Origin of the sequence: Microcystis sp. M169S2 (assembly GCF_020245865.1) — a bacterium.
GTDB classification, from domain to species: Bacteria; Cyanobacteriota; Cyanobacteriia; order Cyanobacteriales; family Microcystaceae; genus Microcystis; species Microcystis ichthyoblabe_A.
In genome coordinates, this window is sequence record NZ_JADBUB010000034.1 from 18,015 (window position 1) to 41,643 (window position 23,629).

General features: G+C 43.5%; 23 protein-coding genes and 1 pseudogene. 16 read left to right on the top strand and 8 right to left on the bottom strand.

The features are described from left to right. Positions 1-80 precede the first annotated feature (80 nt). The 8 genes from IM485_RS03640 to IM485_RS03675 all read left to right on the top strand — a co-directional run bounded on the left by IM485_RS03640 (position 81) and on the right by IM485_RS03675 (position 5,410). Entirely contained in the window at positions 81-3,155 is a 3,075-nt protein-coding gene (locus tag IM485_RS03640) for a serine protease (RefSeq protein ID WP_287741367.1), read from the top strand. Between the two features lie 144 nt (positions 3,156-3,299). After that, a complete protein-coding gene (locus IM485_RS03645) occupies positions 3,300-3,461 on the top strand; it encodes a hypothetical protein (RefSeq protein ID WP_002763057.1) in 162 nt (53 codons plus the stop codon). A gap of 3 nt (positions 3,462-3,464) precedes the next feature. Then, positions 3,465-3,812, top strand: coding sequence for a Tse2 family ADP-ribosyltransferase toxin (locus tag IM485_RS03650; protein WP_002763055.1), 348 nt, complete (start codon positions 3,465-3,467; stop codon positions 3,810-3,812). A gap of 8 nt (positions 3,813-3,820) precedes the next feature. After that, the gene (locus IM485_RS03655; RefSeq protein ID WP_079205650.1) at positions 3,821-4,165 is read left to right on the top strand and encodes a hypothetical protein; all 345 of its coding nucleotides are present in this window, start codon (positions 3,821-3,823) and stop codon (positions 4,163-4,165) included. 12 nt (positions 4,166-4,177) lie between these two features. Continuing rightward, positions 4,178-4,444: a type II toxin-antitoxin system HicB family antitoxin gene (locus IM485_RS03660; protein ID WP_190381333.1), complete on the top strand. Its 267-nt coding sequence runs from the start codon at positions 4,178-4,180 to the stop codon at positions 4,442-4,444. A gap of 137 nt (positions 4,445-4,581) precedes the next feature. Beyond that, the gene (locus IM485_RS03665) at positions 4,582-4,734 is read left to right on the top strand and encodes a hypothetical protein (protein ID WP_287741372.1); all 153 of its coding nucleotides are present in this window, start codon (positions 4,582-4,584) and stop codon (positions 4,732-4,734) included. A gap of 11 nt (positions 4,735-4,745) precedes the next feature. After that, positions 4,746-5,102, top strand: coding sequence for a type II toxin-antitoxin system RelE/ParE family toxin (locus tag IM485_RS03670; protein ID WP_002735616.1), 357 nt, complete (start codon positions 4,746-4,748; stop codon positions 5,100-5,102). Continuing rightward, a complete protein-coding gene (locus IM485_RS03675; protein WP_016514503.1) occupies positions 5,099-5,410 on the top strand; it encodes a hypothetical protein in 312 nt (103 codons plus the stop codon). Before IM485_RS03670 ends, IM485_RS03675 begins: the two co-directional genes overlap by 4 nt. A gap of 190 nt (positions 5,411-5,600) precedes the next feature. Here the strand turns inward: IM485_RS03675 and IM485_RS03680 are convergent, their stop codons facing one another. The 3 genes from IM485_RS03680 to IM485_RS03690 form a co-directional block, all read right to left on the bottom strand. Further along, the gene (locus tag IM485_RS03680; RefSeq protein ID WP_002785172.1) at positions 5,601-5,849 is read right to left on the bottom strand and encodes a DUF2442 domain-containing protein; all 249 of its coding nucleotides are present in this window, start codon (positions 5,847-5,849) and stop codon (positions 5,601-5,603) included. Further along, a complete protein-coding gene (locus IM485_RS03685) occupies positions 5,833-6,123 on the bottom strand; it encodes a DUF4160 domain-containing protein (protein WP_002797746.1) in 291 nt (96 codons plus the stop codon). Before IM485_RS03685 ends, IM485_RS03680 begins: the two co-directional genes overlap by 17 nt. Positions 6,124-6,524: 401 nt before the next feature. Continuing rightward, complete coding sequence (locus IM485_RS03690; protein WP_002763043.1) at positions 6,525-7,082, bottom strand: Uma2 family endonuclease; 558 nt, start codon at positions 7,080-7,082, stop codon at positions 6,525-6,527. Positions 7,083-7,260: 178 nt separating this feature from the next. Here IM485_RS03690 and IM485_RS03695 point away from each other — a divergent pair, with 178 nt between their 5' ends. The 4 genes from IM485_RS03695 (at position 7,261) to IM485_RS03710 (ending at position 13,771) form a co-directional block, all read left to right on the top strand. Further along, positions 7,261-7,872, top strand: coding sequence for a tetratricopeptide repeat protein (locus IM485_RS03695; protein WP_287741376.1), 612 nt, complete (start codon positions 7,261-7,263; stop codon positions 7,870-7,872). Positions 7,873-8,015: 143 nt separating this feature from the next. After that, positions 8,016-9,116 (top strand): S1C family serine protease, encoded by a 1,101-nt coding sequence (locus IM485_RS03700; RefSeq protein WP_002736123.1) that lies wholly within the window; start codon positions 8,016-8,018, stop codon positions 9,114-9,116. A 59-nt stretch (positions 9,117-9,175) separates the two neighbouring features. Then, positions 9,176-9,784 (top strand): COP23 domain-containing protein, encoded by a 609-nt coding sequence (locus IM485_RS03705; protein WP_287741378.1) that lies wholly within the window; start codon positions 9,176-9,178, stop codon positions 9,782-9,784. Between the two features lie 39 nt (positions 9,785-9,823). Next, the gene (locus IM485_RS03710; RefSeq protein WP_287741381.1) at positions 9,824-13,771 is read left to right on the top strand and encodes a serine protease; all 3,948 of its coding nucleotides are present in this window, start codon (positions 9,824-9,826) and stop codon (positions 13,769-13,771) included. Between the two features lie 124 nt (positions 13,772-13,895). On the opposite strand, the gene IM485_RS03715 is transcribed toward IM485_RS03710, so the two are convergent. The 3 genes and pseudogenes from IM485_RS03715 to IM485_RS03725 form a co-directional block, all read right to left on the bottom strand. Beyond that, positions 13,896-14,267 (bottom strand): hypothetical protein, encoded by a 372-nt coding sequence (locus IM485_RS03715; RefSeq protein WP_287741383.1) that lies wholly within the window; start codon positions 14,265-14,267, stop codon positions 13,896-13,898. 43 nt (positions 14,268-14,310) lie between these two features. Beyond that, a complete protein-coding gene (locus IM485_RS03720) occupies positions 14,311-16,800 on the bottom strand; it encodes a tetratricopeptide repeat protein (RefSeq protein WP_287741386.1) in 2,490 nt (829 codons plus the stop codon). A gap of 26 nt (positions 16,801-16,826) precedes the next feature. Further along, positions 16,827-16,928 (bottom strand): annotated as a pseudogene (locus IM485_RS03725) (IS30 family transposase); the annotation flags it as partial. A 364-nt stretch (positions 16,929-17,292) separates the two neighbouring features. On the opposite strand from IM485_RS03725, the gene IM485_RS03730 reads away from it, so the two are divergent. Beyond that, positions 17,293-18,354, top strand: coding sequence for a CIA30 family protein (locus IM485_RS03730; RefSeq protein WP_287741387.1), 1,062 nt, complete (start codon positions 17,293-17,295; stop codon positions 18,352-18,354). Between the two features lie 86 nt (positions 18,355-18,440). After that, positions 18,441-19,061, top strand: a complete 621-nt coding sequence (locus tag IM485_RS03735; protein WP_104396050.1) for a CPP1-like family protein — start codon at positions 18,441-18,443, stop codon at positions 19,059-19,061. On the opposite strand, the gene IM485_RS03740 is transcribed toward IM485_RS03735, so the two are convergent. Further along, positions 19,058-19,753 carry an HAD family hydrolase gene (locus IM485_RS03740; RefSeq protein ID WP_104396049.1) on the bottom strand — a complete coding sequence of 232 codons (696 nt, stop codon included), beginning with the start codon at positions 19,751-19,753 and terminating at the stop codon, positions 19,058-19,060. The genes IM485_RS03735 and IM485_RS03740 overlap by 4 nt on opposite strands. 380 nt (positions 19,754-20,133) lie before the next feature. On the opposite strand from IM485_RS03740, the gene sds reads away from it, so the two are divergent. After that, positions 20,134-21,105: a solanesyl diphosphate synthase gene (gene sds, locus IM485_RS03745; protein WP_287741390.1), complete on the top strand. Its 972-nt coding sequence runs from the start codon at positions 20,134-20,136 to the stop codon at positions 21,103-21,105. On the opposite strand, the gene IM485_RS03750 is transcribed toward sds, so the two are convergent. Then, the gene (locus tag IM485_RS03750; protein WP_287741397.1) at positions 21,102-21,647 is read right to left on the bottom strand and encodes a hypothetical protein; all 546 of its coding nucleotides are present in this window, start codon (positions 21,645-21,647) and stop codon (positions 21,102-21,104) included. The two genes, sds and IM485_RS03750, sit on opposite strands and share 4 nt — an antisense overlap. A gap of 289 nt (positions 21,648-21,936) precedes the next feature. Here IM485_RS03750 and cimA point away from each other — a divergent pair, with 289 nt between their 5' ends. Next, the gene (gene cimA / locus IM485_RS03755) at positions 21,937-23,577 is read left to right on the top strand and encodes a citramalate synthase (protein ID WP_287741400.1); all 1,641 of its coding nucleotides are present in this window, start codon (positions 21,937-21,939) and stop codon (positions 23,575-23,577) included. Positions 23,578-23,629 lie beyond the last annotated feature (52 nt).

A 23,629-nucleotide genomic window follows, 5' to 3' on the forward strand; every position in this document is an offset into this window, starting at 1 on the left:
CACCTGTTTCACGAGAAAAACGACAAAACTCTTACCTTGCCTACATTTCACATTTATTCAGCAAACTCTAGGTAACAGCCATGATCAAACCTTCGATCGCCCTCATCCTTCTTTTCTCCCTACTGCCTCAACCCGGGTTAACCCTTGTCACCCCGGCTGCCGGAAATATTTCTAATCATCCCATTCTGACGGCACAGGGCGATCGGGAGCTTACCGAGGAGCAATTCCTACAACGAGTCACCGTTCGGATTACTAGCGAGACAAATCGGGGATCGGGGACGATTATTGCTAAAAAAGGCGATAATTACCTTATCCTAACCAACGCCCACGTTACCCGCAACACGAAAACCCTACAGGTACAAACTTACGACGGCCACAGCCGTGCGGCCCGCATTGTCCCCAATTCCCTATCGGAGAATCAAGATCTCGCTCTGCTGGAGTTTAGCGATACCCGGGATTATCCGATCGCCACCATCGCGGAGTTTACCATCAATCAAAACAGGATCGGTTTAGAAGTGGTGGCCGCGGGATATGTTGCCGAAACGGGACAGTATCGGACGACAAAGGGAACCCTCGAACAGGTGAGCGATCGACCCCTCCGGGATGGCTACAGCGTCGGTTATAGTGGCGATATCGTGCAGGGAATGAGTGGCGGTGGCATTTTTGTCGAGCGGGATTTAATCGGCATTAACGGGCGATCGGCCCATCCGATTCTCTCTAACTACATCTACGAAGACGGCACAAAACCCACAGACGAAGAAATCCAACAGATGAGAGCGGTTAATTGGGGCATTTCTATCAATACCCTATTAACCTACATCCGGCCCGAAATCCTCAGCGCCTATAACCTACCCCTACCGCAGGTGAACCCCGATATAGAAACCACCGCCCCTACTGACTATATCGCCGAATTAGAAGCGAAAGCGAAGGGTTTCACCGTCCGGATTGATAGTACGAGCGGTGGAAACGGTAGCGGTGTCATTATCGCTAAAGAAGGGAATATTTACACAGTTTTAACCGCCGATCACGTCTTCTGCGAGAAGGAAAAAAGTCAAGATGCTGCAAGTAAACCTTGTCTCAATTTCACCTACACCGTCGTCACCAGCGACGGCAAAACTCGAAACATCGAGAAAAGCACCATCATCCGGCAGGAAGGGGTAGATTTAGCAGTTTTTCAGTTTGAAAGCCTGGACAATTATCCCGTTGCGGAAATAGCGAATTATAACCCAAATAGCAAGGATTTTGTTTTTGCGGCAGGCTTCCCCAAAATTGGCCAAAATCCCTCGAAATGGTTGTTTAGTGGCGGTGCAATTCTCGAGAAAGAAGAGGGATTACTACAAACCCGCCAAAGTCCTTTAAGGAATAAACAAGGGGGAACATTACAAAGTGTTGCTTCTTTAACCGAAGGCTATGAATTAGTTTATACCAGCATCACATTTGGGGGCATGAGTGGCGGTGCAGTCTTAGACTCCCAGGGGAGAGTAATAGGGATTCATGGAAGTTCGGAAACAGCAGGGGTAACGGAAATTCAGTTAGGGTTTAGTTTAGGGATTCCCATTAGCACTTTTATCGGATTGCAAGAAAGATTCAAGGTAAAACCGCAATTATTAACCACTGCTCAACCCCAAGTTAGTCCGCAACAACAACAAGAAATTATTCAAGCGATTACTGGTGTTATTGTCCCTAATACCAATGCGAAGGCGGATATTTGGATAGAAAGGGGAGGACAATTATGGCGGTTATTCAGGTTTGAGGAAGCAATTAAAGCCTTTGATGAGGCGATTAAGCAAAATGACCCCAAGAATGTCTATTTAGCTTGGTATGGGAAGGGATTAGCGTTAGGTGCTTTAGATAAAGATCAACCAGCTATAGAAGCTTTGCAACAAGCGATTAATACCTTACCTAAAGGGGAAGATTTAAAGGAGTTTCACAGTAGTATTTTACAACAGCAAAGTGTTGTTTATCGCTTTTTAGAAAATTATGAGCAAGCCTTAACGGTGATTAATCAGGCGATTTCTCTGTTTCCCAATAATCCTAAATCTTATATCATAAAATGGTTAGTATTATATGATTTAAAACGCTATGATGAAGGATTAGACACAATTACTCAGGCAATTAATCGCGCTCCTCGTGCTTTTTGGTATGCGATTCGTGGGAGTAACTATTCCTTGCAAAAAAAATACGAATTAGCTTTAGATGACTTCAACAAAGCTATGAAACTTAATCCTAATTTAGCTATGGCTTACTTTGGTCGGGGGGAGCTTTACTATTACCAACAAAAATACGAATTAGCTTTAGCTGACTGGAACAAAGCCATTGAACTTAATCCTAATTTAGCTATGGCTTACAACAATCGGGGGGGCATTTACTATAACCAACAAAAATACGAATTAGCTTTAGCTGACTTCAACAAAGCTATTGAACTTGATTCTAAGTTAGCTATGGCTTACAACAATCGGGGGCTTCTTTACTATAACCAACAAAAATACGAATTAGCTTTAGCTGACTTCAACAAAGCTATTGAACTTGATTCTAAGTTAGCTATGGCTTACAACAATCGGGGGGGCATTTACTATAACCAACAAAAATACGAATTAGCTTTAGCTGACTACGACAAAGCTATTGAACTTGATTCTAAGTTAGCTATGGCTTACAGCAATCGGGGGGGTATTTACAGTCTCCAACAAAAAGACGAATTAGCTTTAGCTGACTTCAACAAAGCCATTGAAATTAATCCTAATTTAGTTGAGGCTTACTACAATCGGGGGTTTCTTTACCATAACCAACAAAAATACGAATTAGCTTTAGCTGACTACAACAAAGCTATTGAACTTAACAAAAATGCTTGGTTTGCTATGACAAACATCGGATTAATTAAGTATGAACAAGGAGCAATAAATGAAGCCGATGAACAATTCAAAAAAGCATTATCAATTAACAATCAATCAGCCGAAATTCAATTAGCCTTAGCCGTTGTTTTTTATCAACAAGGCGAAAAAGATAAAGCATTAAAACTCGCTGAAAGTGCTTTAAAAATTGATTCTCAATTTGCCAATATTGATTTCCTTAAAAAGAATTTATGGGGAAATAAAATAATTGCTGATGCTCAAAAATTATTAGCACATCCTGAACTAAAAAATTATGTTAATCAGTAGTTTCGTAGGTTGGGTTGAGCGAATAAATATGTTAAGGAAAACCTCTCAATTCCCAGGAAAAGCGAAACCCAACACCCAAAACCTAAATCTGTCTGAATCTTTTTTTTGGGTTTCCTTGGGTCAACCCAATCGACGATAATTGCTATGATTACTATAGTCCGTAGTCGTGGTGGTTTATATGCCATATTAGGACAACCCGAAAAAGCAAAAATTGATCTACAACAAGCAGCTATATTATTCCTCCAACAGAATAATATGGCAACTTATGAAAAGGTGATGCAACTTTTACGCGAATTAGGGAGGTGACAAATGATAAAAACACCCGTTGATTTATACCGTAGAGGTAATGCTACATCTCCCAGAATGGATCATGTTCGTCCTAACAAAGATATTGCTATCTATGAAAATAATGGGCAAATATGGGTAAAAGAAACCCTTGTCGATGGACAAACACCGGGGGGAATTTCGACCTTTTCCGTTCAGGGAATAGGAAACAACTGGTGGAAACTAGATCGGGGAATTTCTATTCCCAGTGAGCTAGAATTAATTAATGATCGAGGTAATCACTGGTTATGGAAACCCTTATTTCCCATGTCAATAGAAACCTATCAACAAGCCTTAAGGGTAATTGGTGAATTTTTTTATCGTGTAAGTTGAGGTAAACTATGAAAACTCTATCATTTAAAGACATCCAATTTATTATCGAAGCTCTCGAATCCCTTCTCAAAAATTATAGTGACCGTATTCAACAAATAGAAGCTCTCGAAAACTATGAAGATGAAATTTCAGACTTAAGTAATGATTCTTTATTTTTACAAGAATTAATTACTGACTTACAAAATCAACAAACACAAGAATTGGCTCTACTTGTGCCGGAATTTGATTTAAAAAAAATGTCTTTACAAACATTAATTAAACAAGGAAAAAACCTGTCAATTGAGGAAAAATTAATCTTATTGGAATCTCTAACTTCATCAATCCGCGAAGAATATAATCTAATGCGAACCTGAAATGAGAAATCAATGATTACTTATTTAGCCACCGTTCATAAAGATAACCATAGTGATTATGGGGTACAATTTTATGACTTTCCGGGTTGTATTAGTGCAGGGGAAACCATCGAAGAAGCGAAAAAAATGGCAACTGAAGCCTTAAAAGGTCATATTTCCTTTATGTTGGCAGATGGGGACGAAATTCCCACCCCTAGCACCCTCGAAACCATTTTAACCGACGCGGATCATCAAGATGCGATCGCTTTTCTACTCATTGAGGTATCAGTAGTTCCGTAGGTTGGTTTGAGCGAATAAATATGTTAAAGAAAACCTCTCAATTCTCAGGGAAAAGCGAAACCCAACAGCCAAAATATAAATCCGTCTGAATCTTTTTGTTGGGTTTCCTTGGGTCAACCCAATCGACGATAATTGCTATGATTACTATAATCCGTAGTCGTGGTCTTTTATATGCCAAATTAAAACAAACCGAAAAAGCAAAAATTGATCGACAACAAGGGAATGAAGCAGGTTATCAACAAGCTCAAAAACTAATCAGCATCATTCGCCAAGAAATGAGTAAAAATTAGGACAAAAAAAGATGGAATGGAATATTATCTTTGATGAAGCCTTTCGAGATTGGCTATACGAACAAGAAGAAACTGTACAAGATTCAATCTTGGCTTATATTGGGCTACTTAAACAAAAAGGACCCTTGTTAGGACGACCTTATGTTGACACTCTTCAAGGCAGTCGTTACCCCAACCTTAAAGAATTGCGAGTACAGCATCAAGGACAACCTTGGCGAGTGCTTTTTGCTTTCGATCCTATCCGTCAAGCTATCATGCTAGTAGGAGGGAATAAAACTGGCGATAAAAGATGGTATGAAAAAAACATTCCCATCGCTGAAAAAAGATTTGAAGCCTATTTAAAAACCTTAACGGAGCAAAATCTATGATTACCTTTGATGAAGAAATGGATAAACTGCCCTCTGAAAGAAGGGCAAAAATTGAAGCTAAAACCCAAGAGCTTTTACAAGAAATGCAAATCATTGATGAACTTCTTCAACGCCTAGGACTTGCTTCAGAAGAAATCACGGAAAGCGAAAGTGAACAGCCCTGTTTCTCAGCAAAATCGGATGATTTAAAACAACATCTTACCCTAGAAAATTTAACCCGTATGATGAGGGAATTAGGGGGAGAATGGGAACTTACCCTTAAATTTCCTGAGCAACAAGTGATTAAATTAAGTAGTGAGCGCCCGTAGTTCCTAGGTTGGTTTGAGGGAATAAATATGTTAAAGAAAACCTCTCAATTCTCAGGAAAAGCGAAACCCAACACCCAACACCTAAATCCGTCTGAATCTTTTTGTTGGGTTTCCTTACGTCAACCCAATCGACGATAATTGCTATGATTACTAGGTTCGGTAGAGCCGATTTTTTTTAAGCATTTAACATTTAAGCACCCAATCTTCCTTCTAAAATGCCAATGATGGACAAATCCTCATCTAAGGTTTCCCAATGTAATCCCGTGCCATCACAAATTAACTCAACCTCTGCTAATTGTTCAAAGGTTGCTTTTGATAAGCGTTTATTTTTATAAGCAGGAAAACGAATTTCTCTATCGTCTTCTAAACGAATACAAATCCATTTATCTTCAACCCAAACTTTTTGAGCTTTTACTATGCTTTCATGTACCAAATACATCGTGCCATTTCCTCCGTATTATTTCTATATTTTCTGTAATGATAACTTCAGCCCGAACAATTTCTTTGGTTTTTAGACCTTTAGCATAATCCAATTCTAGCGGCTCTAGCCAAAATTTAGCATATCCGCCGCCCCGTCGAACGTGAACGTGCATGGGTTCATTGCCTTCATTGGCATAGAAAAAGAAAACATAGCCTTCCAGTCTGAAAATTTCTGGCATGAGGTTAAAGCTTATTTTGCCGGATTTCGCCAAGCATGAAATGTAACGCACCATCAATTTTATAATATTCGGTGGGTTATGCTACAGTGCTTGTCATCTTGGTGCGATCACTGTTTTAGAGAACGAAAAGCGATCGCATCCTTTCCTAGGTTGGGTCATCGGAGCGAAACCCAACAGCCAACACCTAAATCCGTCTGAATCTTTTTTTTGGGTTTCCTTGGGTCTATTGTTGGGTTTCCTTTTTGTTGGGTTTCCTTGGGTTTATTGTTGGGTTTCCTTACGTCTATCGGCTAGACAAGGAAAAAGCGATCGAGGATTTCCGACAAGCCGCCGAACTGTTCCGCCAGCAAGGGAACGCGCCAGCACGCGAAAAAGCCCTGCAATTCCTACGGCAATTAGGCGCGGTCTAGATACTCGATCGATTTTGAATCTCACCCCGAAAAAAGCGATCGATCTTACAGCAAGATTTCTAGCGCTAGGGTGAACCCCGGAACCACATCTTCCCCGCTTAAAATCGCGTTCTCGGGATAACAGGTAATCGTCCCGTCCTGACGGTAGACGAAAGCCTGTTTATTGTGGCGATCAATCAACCATCCTAACTTCACCCCGTTCTCCCGATACTCCTCCATTTTCCGCTTTAACTTGGATAAACTATCGGTTTTAGAACGGATCTCGATCACGAAATCCGGCGCGAGATCGAGAAATTCATCCTCCCTTTCCTGCCAACCGGACGGTAAACGTTCTCTCGCCACGAAAGCCACATCGGGAGAGCGTACCGCGCTATTGGCCAGTTTAAAACCGCCGCTAGAACTAAATACCTCTCCTAACCCGTTCTGTTCGACCCAGTAGAGCAGGCGAGCGCCGGCTTTCAGTTCTCGATTCGCTGAAATACTTCCGATCGGGGGCATAGTGACTAACGTTCCATCTGCATTGCGTTCAAAGCCTAATTCCGGGTTCTGACAACTGAGGCGAATTAATTCCGCATCAGTAATCGTCGGGGATTTGCTTACCATATTGCATCAAAAAAAACAAGTATTTTTCACTAAATGATAACAAAGCGATGCCGATTGCCGCGCTTTTTCCTTTTGTACCCGAAAGGAAAAAAAATTGATCGCCCTATCCTGCATATTCCCAAAAAAGCAACCGATGAATTAGGTAGAAGCTCAAATCACCCTCACCGAGGAACTACCCATGAAATCCTTCGCCCTCCCCACCTCTACTCTCATCGCCACCGTCAGCCTACTCAGCCTTGTCACCATCGGAACCGTCCGCAATATCATGATCCCAGGGAGCCAACTGCGAACCGAAACCCTGATCGCTCAAGCGAACTACAAAGAAGCGATCGCCCACTTTAACCGGGGAATTAATTATACTCAACAGGAAAAACTAGCCCTTGCCATTGCAGAATACACCAGGGCGATCGAACTCGATCCAAATTACGCCCTGGCTTACAACAATCGGGCGGATATTTACTATCAACAGCAGAAACACGACCTCGCCTTGGCCGATTGGAACCGTGCGATCGAGATCGACCCCCTATTGGCCGTGGCTTACATCAATCGGGGCAGTCTTTACTACCTACAGAAAAAAAACGACCTCGCCCTGGCCGATTTCAATACAACCATCGATCTCGATCCCCGATTTGCCGAGGCTTACTTCATTCGGGGGGCTATTTATTACAGTCGGAAAGAAACAGAAAAAGCGATCAAAGATTTACGACAAGCCGCCGAATTATTTCGCCAGCAGGGAAACACGGAAAGGTACAACAGCGCCATAGAAGCACTACGGCAGATAGGTGCGTAAGTTGCCAGGGAGAGCGATCGCTCTCCCCCTCTAAACTTTTGTGAAAAAAGCAACCTGAAGACTTAAAACTTGATCGCATAATTGGGAAAAAACCAACGATAACATCCTTGCAAGTATCCCTCGACTAAAGAGGAGCCAACCCGATGAAACCAATTACTTTCACCCTATCGGTGCTACTGGCCACCACTGGCCTACTCGTTCAACCAGGAGGCTTCCTGATGGAAAACATTCCACCCATCCTCGCCCAGGAGCAGACCGCTTCTAGAGTCTATCAGAAAGCCAGCCCCGCCGTCGTCACCGTCAAAAATGGCAGCGGCCACGGTAGCGGCTTTCTCGTCAGTCCCGACGGTATCATCATTACCAACGCCCACGTTGTTGCGGACGGACCCCGGGTGGTGACAGTGAAATTTTCCAACGGACAGCAGGCCTCGGCAGACGTGATCGGCTTCGCTAAAAATGGCGTGGATTTAGCCGTCCTGCGGATTTATAACCGCCAAAACCTGCCCTATCTTCCCCTCGCCCGTGCGAACTCCGCCAAAGTCGGCGAAAGCGTTTTCGCCATCGGCACACCTTTAAACGAGGACTATCAAAACACCCTCACCCAGGGCATTATCAGCCGTCTCGACCCCGAAAAAGGCATCGTACAACACAACGCTAATATCAACAAAGGGAATTCCGGCGGGCCGCTTTTGAATTCACGGGGGGAAGTGGTGGGGGTTAACGTCGCAGGCGATATCGGGAGTTACGTTTACGACGGTGCGGGAAACCCGATCGGTCTTACCCAGAGCGGGATTAATTTCGCCGTTTCCCTCGATCGCCTGCAAGCTTTCCTCACCGCAGTTAAAACAGGTGATGTCTCCACCGTCTCAACATTAGGACAGGACGATCGGATACAGTTACTCGCCCTCCCTCTTAACGGTCAGACCGTTCAAGGCAACTTGACCAAAGACCAAAACGAGCAATATTACGGGTTCGAGGGTCGTGCCGGACAGAAAATCGTTCTGGATATGAACAGCAACGAGATCGCTCCCTATCTTGTCCTCTATCGCGTTCTCCAATCTTCCGAGGGGACAAAATACCCACAGGTCGCCCGTAGTGACCAGCGTGTCGATCGCGCTCCCGGGGATTTTAACGCTCGACTTGTAACCGAATTACCCGCCGATGGAGTTTATATCCTAGTGGCTACCTCTCGCGAAGGGGGTGAATCGGGTCGCTACACCCTCAACGCCGCCGCTAACCCTTAAATAATCCCATTTTGACCCTAATCACGATTCTAATCCCTATTTTCTGAGGAACTATCCCTATGAACTCTAGATATATTTCCCACCGTCTCGCTTGCGTCGGCCTCCTCGCCACTGTCCTCCTCGGTGGTATCGCCCCCGGTTTCAGCCAATCGACCACCCCGAATCGCGTCACCTTCTTCTGTAAAGAGGTGTTCGATCGCGCATCGGGAGGAAAAATCCCCGCTACCCTCGCTTGGATTCCCCAAAGAAGCGGCAATGTGCGGATTATCGGCTGGAAATCGGAATATTTCTCCAAACGTTCCCCGGTTCGTTGCCAGGAAGTCACGAAAAAATTCCAGGAAGCATATAATCAAGGGCGTTTTAACTACCTTACCACCGGCCGGGCGAAGGGATACCCGATCATCTGCAGCGTTTCACGATCCGGCGATCCCTGCGACGGCAATAGCCAACTTTTTACCCTTAAACCCCACGATAATCCAGATTTAGTCTTGCAACAACTCATGGACATCCTAGAGGGGAAAAGCTCGGATATGCTCCTCCAGAATTCCGGAGATAAAACCTATATCTCGATGACGGAGTTTTTCGCCAAAGCTCCACTCGCCGATCGCGACGCACCCTGTGGTACGAGATCTGCTGGCCCGCAAAATAATTGCGTTCCCACCCGCTAGAATTTTCGCTGTTTTACCCCGAATTTCCCCATAATAACCATGTTGAAACCCTTTCCCCTACTCCTAAGCCTCCTACTTCTGCCCGTCGTACCAGTTAAAGCGCTATCCCCTTTCTCTGCTCCGGCGATCGTGGCGGAAGACAGCCCAAACGCGCAGATCGAGCGATCGATCCGTCAAGTCACTGTTAAGATTACTAGCGAGATAAATCGGGGATCGGGAATCATTATCGGGAAAAAAGGCAGTATATACCTCGTTTTGACCAACGCTCACGTTACCCGCGGCGCGACCACCCTACAGATCCAAACCCACGACGGCCAAACCCGCACAGCCTCGATCGCGCCGAATTCCCTTTTAAAAGATAAGGATCTGGCCCTCGTGGAGTTTAGCGATACCAGGGATTATCCGATCGCTAAAATTCGCGCCATTTCCCCGGATGCGGAACTAGATATCACTGTAACCGGTTATTCCGCAGAAACGGGGCAGTACACCACCGATAACGGGAAAATTGAACAAACAAGCGATCGACCCCTCCAAGAGGGCTACAGCGTCGGTTATAGTGGGGAGGTCGTGCAGGGAATGAGCGGCGGTGGTATCTTTTTCGAGGATGAGTTAATCGGTATTAACGGGCGATCGGCCTATCCGATTCTCTCTAACTACACCTACGAAGACGGTACAAAACCCACAGACGCGGAAATCCAACAGATGAGAGCGGTTAACTGGGGCATTTCCATCAATACCCTATTAACCTACATCCGGCCCGAAATCCTCACCGCGTACCAATTACCCTTACCGAAAAGCTCACCGGGCATCGAAAACCCCACCTATACTGGCTATATCGCCCAATTAGAAACAAAAGCGAAGGGTTTCACCGTCCGGATCGATAGTAGCAGTCAGGCCAACGGTAGCGGCGCAATTATCGCCCGCGAAGGAAAATCCTACACCGTATTAACCGCCGATCATGTCCTCTGTGAGAAAATCTCCGAGGAGAAAACCTGTGCCGATTACACCTATACCCTCACCACCAGCGACGGTAAAACCCTTCCCCTCGACCGAAAAACCATTATTCGACAGGAAGGGGTCGATCTGGCCATTTTTACCTTCGAGAGTAACGAGAATTATCCGGTCGCAGAAATCGCCAACTATAGCCCCAATCGGGAGAGTCCCATTTTTGTGGCGGGATTTCCCAAAATCGGCGATAAACGAGCGGGATGGCTCTTTAGCGGCGGTGCGGTGAAAAGTCAGGAGGAAGGACTTCTCGCCACGCGACAGAGTGATTTTACGATTACCCAAAGTGGGGCATCGATCAGGGTTAGTTCCCTGAGCGGCGGTTACGATATGGTCTATACCAGTATTACCTTCGGCGGTATGAGCGGCGGTCCAGTCTTAAACGCTGCAGGACAGGTGATCGGTATTCACGGGCGCTCCGAGGGGGTTAAGGGTAAAATTCAGCTAGGTTTTAGCTTAGGGATTCCCATTAATAGTTTTATCGGTTTACAGGAAAGATTTCGAGTTAAATTATCTTCTTTCGTTACCGCTCAACCCCAGTTAACAGCACAACAACAGCAGCAGATCGATCGCACTCTTGTCAGTGTAGAAGTACCGGAAACCAACGCCTCCGCAGACATCTGGATCGAGCGGGGAAATCAACTCTGGCGCTTGAAAAAAGACGATCGAGCATTGCAAGCTTTTGATCGGGCGATACAATTAAACGATCCCGAATACACCTATTTAGCTTGGTACGGTAAAGCGTTAGTTTACAATCGTCAGTATCAATATCGGGACGCTCTTGAAGCGATCGAGAAAGCCCTCGCTACCCTACCCACTCGCGAGCAAGGTTCGGAATTTCACGCTGAAATTTTACACGAGAGGGGTTCACTGTATTGGGCGTTAAGTCTAGGTCAATACGAAAAAGCGATCGAGAGCTATGAACAAGCGATAAAAATCTTTCCCCGCAATCCGAATTACTACAATAGTTTATCGACGCTATTGGTTATACGACAATCCTTTATACGACAGGACGTAAGACAATACGATCGAGCCTTAGAAGCGATCAACCGCGCCATAGAAATCGCTCCCCGTTCCGGTTGGTACAGCAATCGCGGGATGTTATACGGTGCTTGGAAAAAATGGGATCTCGCGTTAGCCGATTATAATAAAGCACTGGCGTTAAATCCGAATAACGCTAGGGCGTATATAAACCGCGCCGATGTTTACAAAGAGCGCAAAGAATTTGATTTAGCTCTAGCCGATTATAACCGAGCGATCGAGATCGATGCTAATTTCGCAGGAGCTTATGCGAGTCGGGGGATATTTTACATGGCGCGTAAAAAATGGGATTTAGCTCTAGCGGATTATAATCGAGCGATTAGCATTGATCCCGATAATCCTATCCTTTCTTTTCCACGGGGGATTTTCTATCATTTTCAAGGAAGAAACGAGTTAGCGCTCGCCGATTTCACGAGAGTGATCGACAGTTATTCTTATCAAGCTGTCGCTTATATCATGCGCGGTTTGGCCTACGTTTCCCTCAAAAAATGGGACTTAGCTTTAGCCGATTTGAACCGGGCGATCGAACTCGATCCGAATTCCGCCTTCGGTTATGGTGGTCGCGGGGGATTATACGAGGGGCGGCGCGAATGGGACTTAGCCCTAGCGGATTATAATCGAGCGATCGAACTCGATCCGAATTCCGCCGCGAGTTACGAGGCGCGGGGAAATCTTTACAATAAACAACAAAAGTGGGATCTCGCTATCGCCGATTATAGCAGGGCGATCGAACTCGGTAATTTCGATGGTTATAGTCGTCGAGGAAGTGTATATTTCCAACAACAAAAGTGGGATCTGGCTCTCGCCGATTATAATAAGGCGATCGAAACCGCTCCAAATCCCGAACTCGCCTATTTCCAACGAGGGGCTTTATACGAGTTACAGAAAAAAGGAGATCTCGCACTCGCCGATTACAGCCAAGCGATTCGATTAAATCCTTATTTCGAGTTATTTTATCGATTTCGGGGATCTCTTTACTACCGTCAAAATCAACTCGATCTCGCCCTTGCCGATTATAATAAGGCGATCGAGCTTAATAGTAACGAGGCGGTTCTGTATTACAACCGCGGAAAAATCTACCAGCAACAGCAGAAATGGGATCTAGCCCTAAGCGATTACAGTCGATCGATCGAACTCGATCCGAATTGCTCGTCCGCTTATTTACAGCTTGGTCGTCTTTATTTTCAACAAAAAAACTGGGATTTAGCGCTCGCGAGTATCACAAGATCTATCGAGATCGATGGAAAACCAGATAGCTACTTCATGCGTGGAAAAGTTTATCTCCAATTGGGAAAATGGGACTTGGCTTTAGCCGATCTTAATAAGGCGATCGATCTCAATAGTCAAGGTGATAACGCTTATTCCTTGCGGGGAGATATCTACCGTATCCAGAAAAAATGGGATTTAGCTCTCGCCGATCTCGATCGCGCGATCGCTATTAATCAAAATAACGCTATCGCCTACTACATTCGAGGAATCCTTTACTATCAAACCGAAAAATGGGATCTCGCTCTAGCAGATTTCGACAAAGCGATCGCTCTCGATCCCAAGCTCAAGGAATCTTATAATTTCCGAGGAGATATTTACAAAAGACAGAAACGCTATAGCGAGGCATTACAAGACTATCAAAAACTTCTCGAACTGGACGAAAAAAATCTGATTGCGATTACCAATATTGGCTTAATTCATTACGAACAAGGCGATCTAAATTTGGCCAGTAGCCAATTTCAAAAAAGTCTTGAAATTAACCCCCAATCTGCCGAAAATCAACTGGCTCTCGCTGTTACCCTCTACCGTCAAGGCAATACGGAGAAAGCGATCAAACTTGCTAAAAGTGCGCTTAAAATCGACCCTGAATTTGCTCAGGTTGAAACCCTGCAAAAAAATCTCTGGGGTGATAAAATCATCGCCGATGCTCGAAAACTGTTCTCGCAACTGTAGTAGTTTTCTAGGTTGGGTTGAGCGAATAAATATGTTAAAGAAAACCTCTCAATTCTCAAGGAAAGGGAAACCCAACACCCAACACCTAAATCCGTCTGAATCTTTTTGTTGGGTTTCCTTGGGTCTAGAAATAACAGCACTTAATCTTATTACCACACCAGGAAAAACCCCAGAAAAGAAGTTTAGTCTTTGGTAAGTATCCATACTTAGCTAATTTTTGTCGTTGACGATGTTCATCTAAGACTCTCTCTATTTTAGCTTGAGTTTCTTGATTAAAGACAATTTGAGTTGAATCTATAGAGTTTTCTTTAAGTATAACTAAATCCTGACCACTGTGACGATATCTAGGAAGTAATCTTAATCCATTCTCTGGAATCTGTTTCAACCGTTGCTTTCCTAAAACTTGCTGTAGCTGTTGAGCAAGAGCATGATGATTAGCGGCTAATTGATCGGCAATAAGAGACTCCCCCGCTCTTTGAAGGCTTGAAATAGCCAAATCTTGAAGCCTTTGTCAAACCTGAGCTTATTTTTTAGAGAAATTACTGCATTTTTAACATCCATTCTACCGCCCGTTCATAGAGTTCTAAATTACCAGTTTTTATCAAGGCATTAGCGGCTTTTTGCAAATAGTTAAGGCTCGCTACTCGACTACTAGGATTTTTATCATCGTAGGTGGCAAGTGCCAAATTATAATAAGCTTCGCCATAATTAGGCCGATAAGTAATTGCTAATTGATAATCAGCGATCGCTTCCTTCTTATCGCCCATTTTTTCCTTAACTAAACCTCGATTATAGTAAGCTTCAGCATAGTTAGACTGGAGAGCAATAGCGATATTTAAATCCTCCAAAGCTCTGGCATTATCTCCCAAATCAAAGCGAATAACTCCTCGGTTATTATAGGTGATCGGATTATTGGAATTCAATCTAATTGCCCTATCTAAATCCTCTAAAGCACCTTCCTTATCCCCAGTTTGTCGTCGAATAACACCCCGATTATTATAGGCGATCGGATTGGCCGATATTCTCGGTGTTACTTGTACATTATCGGGAATAGTAGCGGTATCCGTGCGTGCATTTCCCCGATTACTATACACCGTCACATCGATAGGATTAATGCTCAAAGATTGCAGATAATCTGTAATCGCTCCTTGATCATCTCCCACGTCAGCGCTACTATTACCACGACTATAGAAAATTCTCGCATCACGGACTTTTTCTAGAAATACATTATAATCCTCGATCGCTCCCTGTTTGTCCCCTTTTTCAAAACGCGCATTCGCCCGTTTATGATACCCTTCTGGATCGTTAGGATAGGCAACTATATAAGTAGTATAATCTCTTTCGGCCGCAGCAAAATTTTTCAGAGCAAAATAAGCATCTCCCCGGGCCAGAGCATGACAAGAGACGTTATAATTAGGACGAAAATCGGTTTCTCTGGAGTTATAAAAATAATTTCTGTCGGCAGATTCTCGGATATTTTCGCTACAGACAGAGCGAGAAGTAAAACTAGGTGTATTGATCCGATCATCTTGGGCTAAGGCAATATTATAATTATCTACTGCCTCCTGATAACGCCCTAATTTATACAGCACTAATCCCCGATGATAGTGAGCGGCTGCATCATGACGATTTCGTGCTACTGCCGCAGTAAAATCCTCTAAAGCTCCTGCGTATTCTTGATATTTATTCGCTCGCATTAAACCCCGATATACATAGGCTTTTGCGTCTTGGGGTTGCAGATAAATTGCTTGGTTATAATCTTGAATTGCCCCTTGATTATTGTTGAGTCTTAGGTGAGCATAACCCCGTTTAATAAATGCTCTAGAATGAGGAATTTTATCGTAGTTGGGATTAACACGGATGACAAGTGCTAAGTCTTTGATGGCTCCATTATAATACTCGATCGCTGTTTGATATCCTTCCGGGGAATTATTCGATAAATTGGCTAATTCTACTTCCTCGTCAGCCATTTCAATTTGTACTCTGGCACGGTTTTGATAACTGCTAGGAGCATTCTTGGCTAAAAATAAGTTAGGTGAGCATTTTAAAACGATTTTATAATCCTTAAAAGCATCTCGTTTTCTTCCTATCTTTTCTAAAGCTATGGCCCGATTATAATAGAGTTCCATTAGATCAGGTTGGTATGAAATAGCCAGGTCATAATCTTTGATAGCCTCTGCATAATTTCCCCACCTAGAGTATAGCTGTCCTCGATGATAATAGCCGCGATAATTTTCAGTTTCATAACCGATAAAACGCTGATAATAATCTAAAGCCAAGGATTGATGATCGAGCAAAGACGCAACACTTGCTAGGTTAAAGTAAACTTCACTTTCATTGGGATTATATTTAAAGGCTTGCCGAAAATCTGCTTGAGCAGCTTCTAATAATTTTAGCTGATGCTGCTTCCTTATTGGCCTTTCTGACTCAATAAGGGGTGTTTCTTCCTCAATAACAGGGATTTCCTCAACTATAGGTTTTTTTTCCTCAATAACAGGGATTTTCTCAACTATAGGCGTTTCTTCCTCAATAACAGGGATTTCCTCGGCTATAGGGGTTTCTTCTTCCTCCATCGCCATGGCTAACTTTAACTTACCTCTTTGATAATAGGCTTGAGCTAGTAACTGTCGATCTTTGAATCCGGGGGCATTATAATTACTATACCAAATGTATTGACTGAAATCATCGATCGCACCGTTTCGATCGTTGATTTTTTCTCGGGCCATTCCCCGTTGAAGATAAAGTTTAATCGTACCCAGATCGCTAGGATATACTCGCAGAGTGGCCGAATAATTAGCAATTTCTCTTTGGAGAGCATTTGTATCAACTTCTTCCTTAGAAATGACAGGACATTGTAGATTTTCTACTGCTCTCACCGAGCTAACTGCTAAACCAAATAATTCCCAAAACAACAGGGGAGACAATAAAAATATTTTTCTAAAAAGCTTGACATTTAAACTATTTTGTGCTAGAGGATTGGGGAGGGCTTGATCTGTCGGGGTTTTAGGGATTAAGGATTGTTGTGGCATGATGATTAAAAAAATTTGCAGTAAACTCAAATCTGAATTGCATCACTATCCGATCGTATTTGATAAAATACCTCAAAGGGGGTTGGATAGTCAAGACATTTTCGGGGATGATTGTTAATTAACTCCACAACTTTTGCAGCTTCCTCCCGTTGGCTCTCTAGACTGGTTATGGCAAATTAGTAGTTTTAATGAGCTTAAAAACTTAGATAGTATGGAATCGAATAAAGCCAAAATATTTTTTGTTAGAATTAATATCCTGTCAAAGTAAGTTCTCGAGCCGCTATCGGGTCAAAATATCTAAAAGCACAGATAAATTTGACATCATCTTCGGTTTTATGGGTAGGATAGTTGTCTCTTGTCTTTTTTCTCCTCCTGTCTCGGAGTTTCCTCACCTAACGGAAGATTTTTGAGGTTTACAGGAGAGCTTTTGATCTCAAACAGCCAAATTAACTCGATAAAATAAAAATTAACGGCAGTAAGGAGAGAAAAGTTATGGCTGAGTCAAAAAGCTGGGATTTTCAGAGATTTTGGCAAACTCTCGACTATTTTGATAGTATTCCCCTCTGGAGTTGTCTGCAAAAGCTGCTCGGTTTCGGAGAAGATAAAAAAATTCAGCTAACAAATGAGCAAGCAATGAAGACTATTTTAGTCATTGGTGGTGAAAATGCGATCGGTAGAAAGGTAATCGCTCAACTACAGCAGCAAAACTATCAAATTCGCGCTTTAGTCGATAATATCGAGTCTGCACGTCAATTATTTGCTGAAAATGTCGATTTATTCGCTCTGCAAACCCCGCAATTGTTCATGGGGATTGATGAGATTATCTACTGTCAAGGGGAGAATAACCGCCATAGTTTAGCCAATTTACTCGATTTACTGAAAAATGCTGGTATAACCGCCGAAAAAACCCTCTTTGACTTTAGCAATCCCAGCAGTGATATAAAAGAAATCTGGGGTGCGGTGGATGATGTGGTAATGGGAGGAGTGAGTGAGAGTCAGATAACCCTAACCGGAGGACGCGCTCTCTTTTCTGGTATCGTTAGAACCGAAAATAACGGCGGTTTTGCCTCAGTTCGTACCAGAAACCTGAATCCTCCCCTAAATTTATCTAACTACGAGGGAATAGAATTACAGGTACAAGGGGACGGAAAACGCTATAAATTAATTCTGCGCTGTGAAGGACGTTGGGACGGCATCGGTTACTGTTATTCTTTTGATACACTTGATCGCACCCTGCAAAAGATTTCTATTCCCTTTCGCGATTTAATCCCAGTGCTGCGGGCCAAAACCCTGCGGGAGGCAGCACCCTTTGATAGCAGTAGCGTCTATGCTTTGCAGTTAATGCAGAGTAAATTCGAGTACGATGGGGCCTTAAATCCCCGTTTCTCTCCGGGGTTATTTGCTTTAGAAATTGTCACAATTAAAGCCTACGGCGGCAAAAACCGCTTAATTATCGTTAAAGAAGGAGAAATCGCCGAAAAAAGCCTTTTAGATGCCAGTGGTTATCCCTACGAAGCGATCGATTCTGCTCAGATTTTCGCTAAACTTAATTAATTTAAATAAGCTTGGATCTCAAGTTAAACTACAGAACATAGGGTTAAGATCATGACTATCGGGAGCATAATTAAGGAGGTATGTTCATGAGTGAACAGAATCCCTACGAACAACTTGGGGTTACTGAAGAATCCTCTTTTGAAGAAATTCAAGAGGCCAAACAAAGACTGGTGCAACAGTATCAGAATGATAGCAAAATTGTCGAATCGATCGAGGCGGCCTACGATTCTGTCCTCATGGATCGACTGCGGATGCGACAGGAAGGTAGAATTAAAGTACCCGATCGCATTCGTTTTCCCGAACGTCTGACGATTCCGGTGGAAAGTAAACCAGTTACTAGCGGCAAATCTCCTAACTGGTGGAAAAGCCTAATCGATACACCTTCTGCAAGAGATATCGCTGTGCCAGCAGTGATTTACGCTTGTTTAGGAGCAATCACGCTGTTAGTTCCCGATCCCAGTGGCTCCCTTTTACCGCTGCTCCTAGCTTTTGGTGTTTTCGTTAATATCTATTTTTTCAACCGCAAAGAAAAACGTTTTGGCCGCGCCTTACTATTCACTCTCGCTGGTTTGGTGCTAGGAGTCGCTCTGGGAGCGGGATTAGCCAGTTTAGCGGCCAATGCTGATTTGAATATTTTTGGTGATCGCCAAATTTATGCGCTCGTCACTTTTCTGATCTTTTGGGTGATTAGTAGTTTTTTCCGTTAACCAATCGCTCGCAGGGATCCTAAGATCACGTCCACTGCTTCCCCAAGGTTATTGACGATATAATCAGGCTCGTAGCTCTCTAAACGGGAACGGCTGCGAATCCCCGATAATACGCCAATAACCTTAATATTTTGGCTCTTAGCGGCGGCAATATCCGCTTCCGTATCCCCCACCATCCAAGTATCGGCAGCCGCCGGCAGTTCTTTAGCGGCCTTAGCCATAAGCAGAGTTTTGTCGCGCACGTCGTTAGTTTTGGTGTAATTGTTATTTAGACAATAACGACGATTAGCGGCGAAAAAACGACCGATATCGTAGCGATTAAAGGCATGATCTAGCTCGGATACCCGCCGCATCGTCATCACGACTAAATCGATCTTTAACTCTTGGATTTTCTGGAGAGTTTCCAAAGAACCAACCACTGGGCGATCGTGGACAAGATAGGGTGAAGTGTGAACAGTTTGACGACGAAGATGGGCAAATTTACGCGCTTGATCTTCATCTAATCCTGACATTTCCCCGATACGCTTCTCAGAAACCTGATCCCGTTTTAACTGCCAGAATTCCGCTTTCGATAATTCCCCAATAATTTGACCTTTATAGGCGGTTTTCTGTAAACAGTATTGATAAACTTGGTAATATCGCTCCGATACGTCCATTATCGGGCCGTCAAAGTCGCTAATTAGTCTCAACATCGTTCTAATACTTCTCGCTTTATTAATTTTTATATACAAGTTACCCTAGAGTCTTGACAATGACAAGAGTTTTGTCGGGAAAAAAATTAGGGAAGTGGGAAGTGGGAAGTGGGGTGTGGGGTGTAGGGTGTGGGGTGTAGGGTGTGGGGTGTGGGGTGTGGGGGGAAGTGGGGAAATTTCCCCTAAAACCCCAATACCCTAAAACCCCAACCCCTCACTGTTTACTGTTTACTGTTTACTGATTACTGATTACTGATTACTGATCACTGATTACTGATCACTGATCACTGATGCTTCCCCTTCCCTAGTCTGGACGGTTAGATTAAAATAAATGTAAGGATATGTAAACTTTCGTAACTATCTCGCCAATTGGCTAACCAATGATCCCAACAACTTCTTTATTCGCACCCGTTGACGATGATCTCCGTCTTTTGACCGATAACTTAAAAAACCTCGTCGGCGCTCGTCATCCCATTTTAGCGGCGGCAGCAGAACATTTGTTCGAGGCCGGTGGTAAACGCGTTCGACCGGCGATCGTGTTGCTGGTATCTCGCGCTACCATGTTAGACCGGGATATCACCCCCCGTCATCGTCGATTAGCGGAAATCACGGAGATGATCCACACTGCCAGTCTCGTCCATGATGATGTGGTAGATGAGGCAGAATTGCGGCGCAGTGTTCCCACCGTTAACAGTTTATTTGACAATCGCGTGGCGGTTTTAGCGGGGGATTTTCTCTTCGCTCAATCCTCTTGGTATCTAGCTAATTTAGATAATTTAGAAGTGGTAAAATTGCTCTCAGAAGTGATTCGCGATTTTGCTGAAGGGGAAATTCAACAGGGAATTAATCGCTTTGATACCAGTATCTCCTTAGAAGCTTATCTAGAAAAAAGTTACTACAAAACTGCTTCTTTAATTGCCAATAGTGCCAAAGCAGCCGGGGTATTAAGCGATCAATCGGCCGAAGTTAATCATCATTTATATAATTATGGTCGTGATTTAGGATTAGCTTTTCAAATCGTCGATGATATTCTCGATTTTACCTCCCCCACGGAAGTATTAGGAAAACCCTCTGGCTCCGATTTGATCAGTGGTAATATCACCGCTCCCGCTCTCTTTGCTATGGAGGAAAATCCCTATATAGAAGTGTTAATCGAACGGGAATTTAGTCAGGAAGGAGACATCGAAAAAGCTCTTGATTTTATTCACTCTAGCCAAGGTATTCCTCGCTCAAAAGAATTAGCATCTCAATATGGACAAAGTGCCTTAAAACACCTTGACTGTTTAGCTTCTTCTCCCTCAAAAGACGTGTTAATCGAGCTAGTAGATTACGTTTTGAGCCGAATTTATTAGGGAATAATAGTTCTCGCCGTAGCAATAGTCCAAGCATCGACTAATAATAAAAATAGGGTGAGAATAAAAAGAATTCCATACATCCAAGGCTGAGAAAGGGGGCGAATATCGGTCATATCCAAGTTAGTTTTTTCCTCGATTATTTTGACCATGCGATTAAACCCCGCTACTCGCATCGGCAATAAATAGGCTTTTTCCGCGGAGCGATCAAGGAAATAATAAACTAAACCACCCTGTCCTGTACTGCGACATTTAAGTTCTTTTATATCTGTCCAATTTAACCACCAACCAGAGCGAAGAAAAGCGGGAAACCATTGGGGATAGGTAACTTGTATCCCTGTCTCTGATAAAATCACTCTTTCACTTAAAGCTCCGTATAAAGCGATTAATCCTAAGCTGATTCCTAACCAGAGAAAATTGGGACTAACAGGGGAATTAGTTACTTTTGCTAAAAAGGGTAAAGGGATGGTTAACGCCACATATAAACTTAATAAAGTTACCCGAATTATTGGTGATATCCGAAAAATTATTGTCTCGTTCATTTGATAACCTTAATCAGTAAACAGTAAACAGTGAACAGTAAACAGTAATCATTAATCAGTGAAAAGAAGGCTCCGAACTTGCCACTTAATGCTCTAACACTTTAACACTTAATACTGTTCATTCAAAACTGACAACTGATAACTGATAACTGATAACTGATAACTGAACGAAGATTTGCACCTCGATCGCAGGTGATTGTTTGACCGTAAACTGTTATTCTAGGCATTAGGGGCGTGATTTTAACTTGCTACAGTTATTAATTAATATTAACACTTATTGACTATTTCTATGAACAATGGTAAGCGCATTTGGGTCTATGACACTACTCTCCGGGATGGGGCCCAGCGAGAAGGTATTTCCCTCTCCCTAGAAGATAAAATTAAAATCGCCAGGGAATTAGATCGGATGGGTATTCCTTTTATCGAAGGCGGTTGGCCAGGGGCAAACCCTAGAGACGGTCAATTTTTCTGGAAACTGCACGAAGAACCCCTAAAACAAGCAGAATTAGTCGCTTTTTGTTCCACTCGTCGCCCCCATGTCGAGGCCCGGGAAGATCGGATGTTAACCGCCATTCTCGCCGCTAGAACCCGTTGGGTGACAATTTTCGGCAAATCTTGGGATCTGCACGTCACAGAGGGCTTAAAAACCAGTCTGGAGGAGAATTTAGCCATGATAGGAGATACGATCGAGTATCTACGCTGTCAGGGAAAACGAGTCATTTATGATGCCGAACATTGGTTTGATGGTTACAAAAATAACCCCGAATACGCCCTTTTAACCCTCAAAACCGCCAGGGATGCCGGGGCCGAATGGTTAGTTTTCTGTGATACCAACGGCGGCACTTTACCCCAAGAAATCGCCCCTATCGTGGAGAAAGTGCGGCAGCAATTGGGTATCGATCCCGATGATGAAAATGCGCCTCAATTAGGCATCCATGCTCATAATGACGCAGGAACCGCCGTGGCTAACTCCTTAGCGGCAGTTAACGAGGGCGCACGCATGATTCAAGGCACAATTAACGGTTATGGGGAACGCTGCGGCAATGCCAATTTATGTACTTTAATTCCCAATCTTCAGTTAAAAATGGGCTTTTCTTGCCTAGAAGAAAATCAATTAGGCCGATTGGCGGGAACTAGCCGAAAAATCAGCGAAATGGTCAATTTAGCCCCAGATGATCACGCTCCCTTCGTCGGACGTTCTGCTTTTGCCCATAAAGGCGGAATTCACGTTTCTGCGGTGGCGAAAAATCCCCTCACCTACGAACATATTAACCCGGAAGCGATCGGGAATCAGCGTCGCATTGTCATTTCTGACCAATCGGGATTAAGTAATGTCTTAGCGAAAGCGCGCAGTTTTGGCATCGATTTAAATAAAGATGATCCCACCTGTCGGCAAATATTGGAACGTTTAAAAATCTTGGAAAGTGAGGGTTATCAATTTGAAGCAGCCGAAGCTAGTTTTGAGTTATTAATGCGGGAAGCTTTGGGACAAAGAAGCTACCTTTTTGAATTAAAAGGATTCCAAGTTTATTGTGATATGCTCCGGGATAGTGGTAATGCGATCGCTACAATTAAAGTACGGGTAAAAGAGGAAGATTTATTAGAAGTGGCCGAGGGTAACGGGCCTGTGGCTGCTTTAGATCGGGCTTTAAGAAAGGCTTTAGTCAAATTCTATCCCGAAATTGCTAACTTTCACCTGACCGATTATAAAGTGAGAATCCTCGATAGTGGTTCGGGGACGGCAGCGAAAACTAGGGTTTTAATCGAGTCCAGTAACGGTCAACAAAGATGGACTACCGTGGGAGTGTCTAGTAATATTTTGGAAGCTTCCTATCAAGCAGTAGTAGAAGGAATTGAGTACGGTTTATATCTGCTGCAAAACAATAAACTAGAATTATCGGGTCAATTTTGTCCTTTGGGGATAATTTAGGGAACAGTAATCAGTTATCAGTTATCAGTTATCAGTTATCAGATTTTTTATC

Bases quoted from the DNA above. Each gene is read 5' to 3' on its own strand.
- IM485_RS03690 (WP_002763043.1), bottom strand. From the start codon at position 7,082: ATGGTAAGCAAATCCCCGACGATTACTGATGCGGAATTAATTCGCCTC.
- IM485_RS03665 (WP_287741372.1), top strand. From the start codon at position 4,582: ATGATTACTATAATCCGTAGTCGTGGTCTTTTATATGCCAAATTAAAA.
- IM485_RS03675 (WP_016514503.1), top strand. From the start codon at position 5,099: ATGATTACCTTTGATGAAGAAATGGATAAACTGCCCTCTGAAAGAAGG.
- IM485_RS03720 (WP_287741386.1), bottom strand. From the start codon at position 16,800: ATGCCACAACAATCCTTAATCCCTAAAACCCCGACAGATCAAGCCCTC.
- IM485_RS03705 (WP_287741378.1), top strand. From the start codon at position 9,176: ATGAACTCTAGATATATTTCCCACCGTCTCGCTTGCGTCGGCCTCCTC.
- IM485_RS03645 (WP_002763057.1), top strand. From the start codon at position 3,300: ATGATTACTATAGTCCGTAGTCGTGGTGGTTTATATGCCATATTAGGA.
- IM485_RS03685 (WP_002797746.1), bottom strand. From the start codon at position 6,123: ATGGTGCGTTACATTTCATGCTTGGCGAAATCCGGCAAAATAAGCTTT.
- IM485_RS03640 (WP_287741367.1), top strand. From the start codon at position 81: ATGATCAAACCTTCGATCGCCCTCATCCTTCTTTTCTCCCTACTGCCT.
- IM485_RS03695 (WP_287741376.1), top strand. From the start codon at position 7,261: ATGAAATCCTTCGCCCTCCCCACCTCTACTCTCATCGCCACCGTCAGC.
- IM485_RS03750 (WP_287741397.1), bottom strand. From the start codon at position 21,647: ATGAACGAGACAATAATTTTTCGGATATCACCAATAATTCGGGTAACT.
- cimA (WP_287741400.1), top strand. From the start codon at position 21,937: ATGAACAATGGTAAGCGCATTTGGGTCTATGACACTACTCTCCGGGAT.
- IM485_RS03650 (WP_002763055.1), top strand. From the start codon at position 3,465: ATGATAAAAACACCCGTTGATTTATACCGTAGAGGTAATGCTACATCT.
- IM485_RS03655 (WP_079205650.1), top strand. From the start codon at position 3,821: ATGAAAACTCTATCATTTAAAGACATCCAATTTATTATCGAAGCTCTC.
- IM485_RS03710 (WP_287741381.1), top strand. From the start codon at position 9,824: ATGTTGAAACCCTTTCCCCTACTCCTAAGCCTCCTACTTCTGCCCGTC.
- IM485_RS03680 (WP_002785172.1), bottom strand. From the start codon at position 5,849: ATGTATTTGGTACATGAAAGCATAGTAAAAGCTCAAAAAGTTTGGGTT.
- IM485_RS03670 (WP_002735616.1), top strand. From the start codon at position 4,746: ATGGAATGGAATATTATCTTTGATGAAGCCTTTCGAGATTGGCTATAC.
- IM485_RS03700 (WP_002736123.1), top strand. From the start codon at position 8,016: ATGAAACCAATTACTTTCACCCTATCGGTGCTACTGGCCACCACTGGC.
- IM485_RS03740 (WP_104396049.1), bottom strand. From the start codon at position 19,753: ATGTTGAGACTAATTAGCGACTTTGACGGCCCGATAATGGACGTATCG.
- sds (WP_287741390.1), top strand. From the start codon at position 20,134: ATGATCCCAACAACTTCTTTATTCGCACCCGTTGACGATGATCTCCGT.
- IM485_RS03735 (WP_104396050.1), top strand. From the start codon at position 18,441: ATGAGTGAACAGAATCCCTACGAACAACTTGGGGTTACTGAAGAATCC.
- IM485_RS03730 (WP_287741387.1), top strand. From the start codon at position 17,293: ATGGCTGAGTCAAAAAGCTGGGATTTTCAGAGATTTTGGCAAACTCTC.
- IM485_RS03660 (WP_190381333.1), top strand. From the start codon at position 4,178: ATGATTACTTATTTAGCCACCGTTCATAAAGATAACCATAGTGATTAT.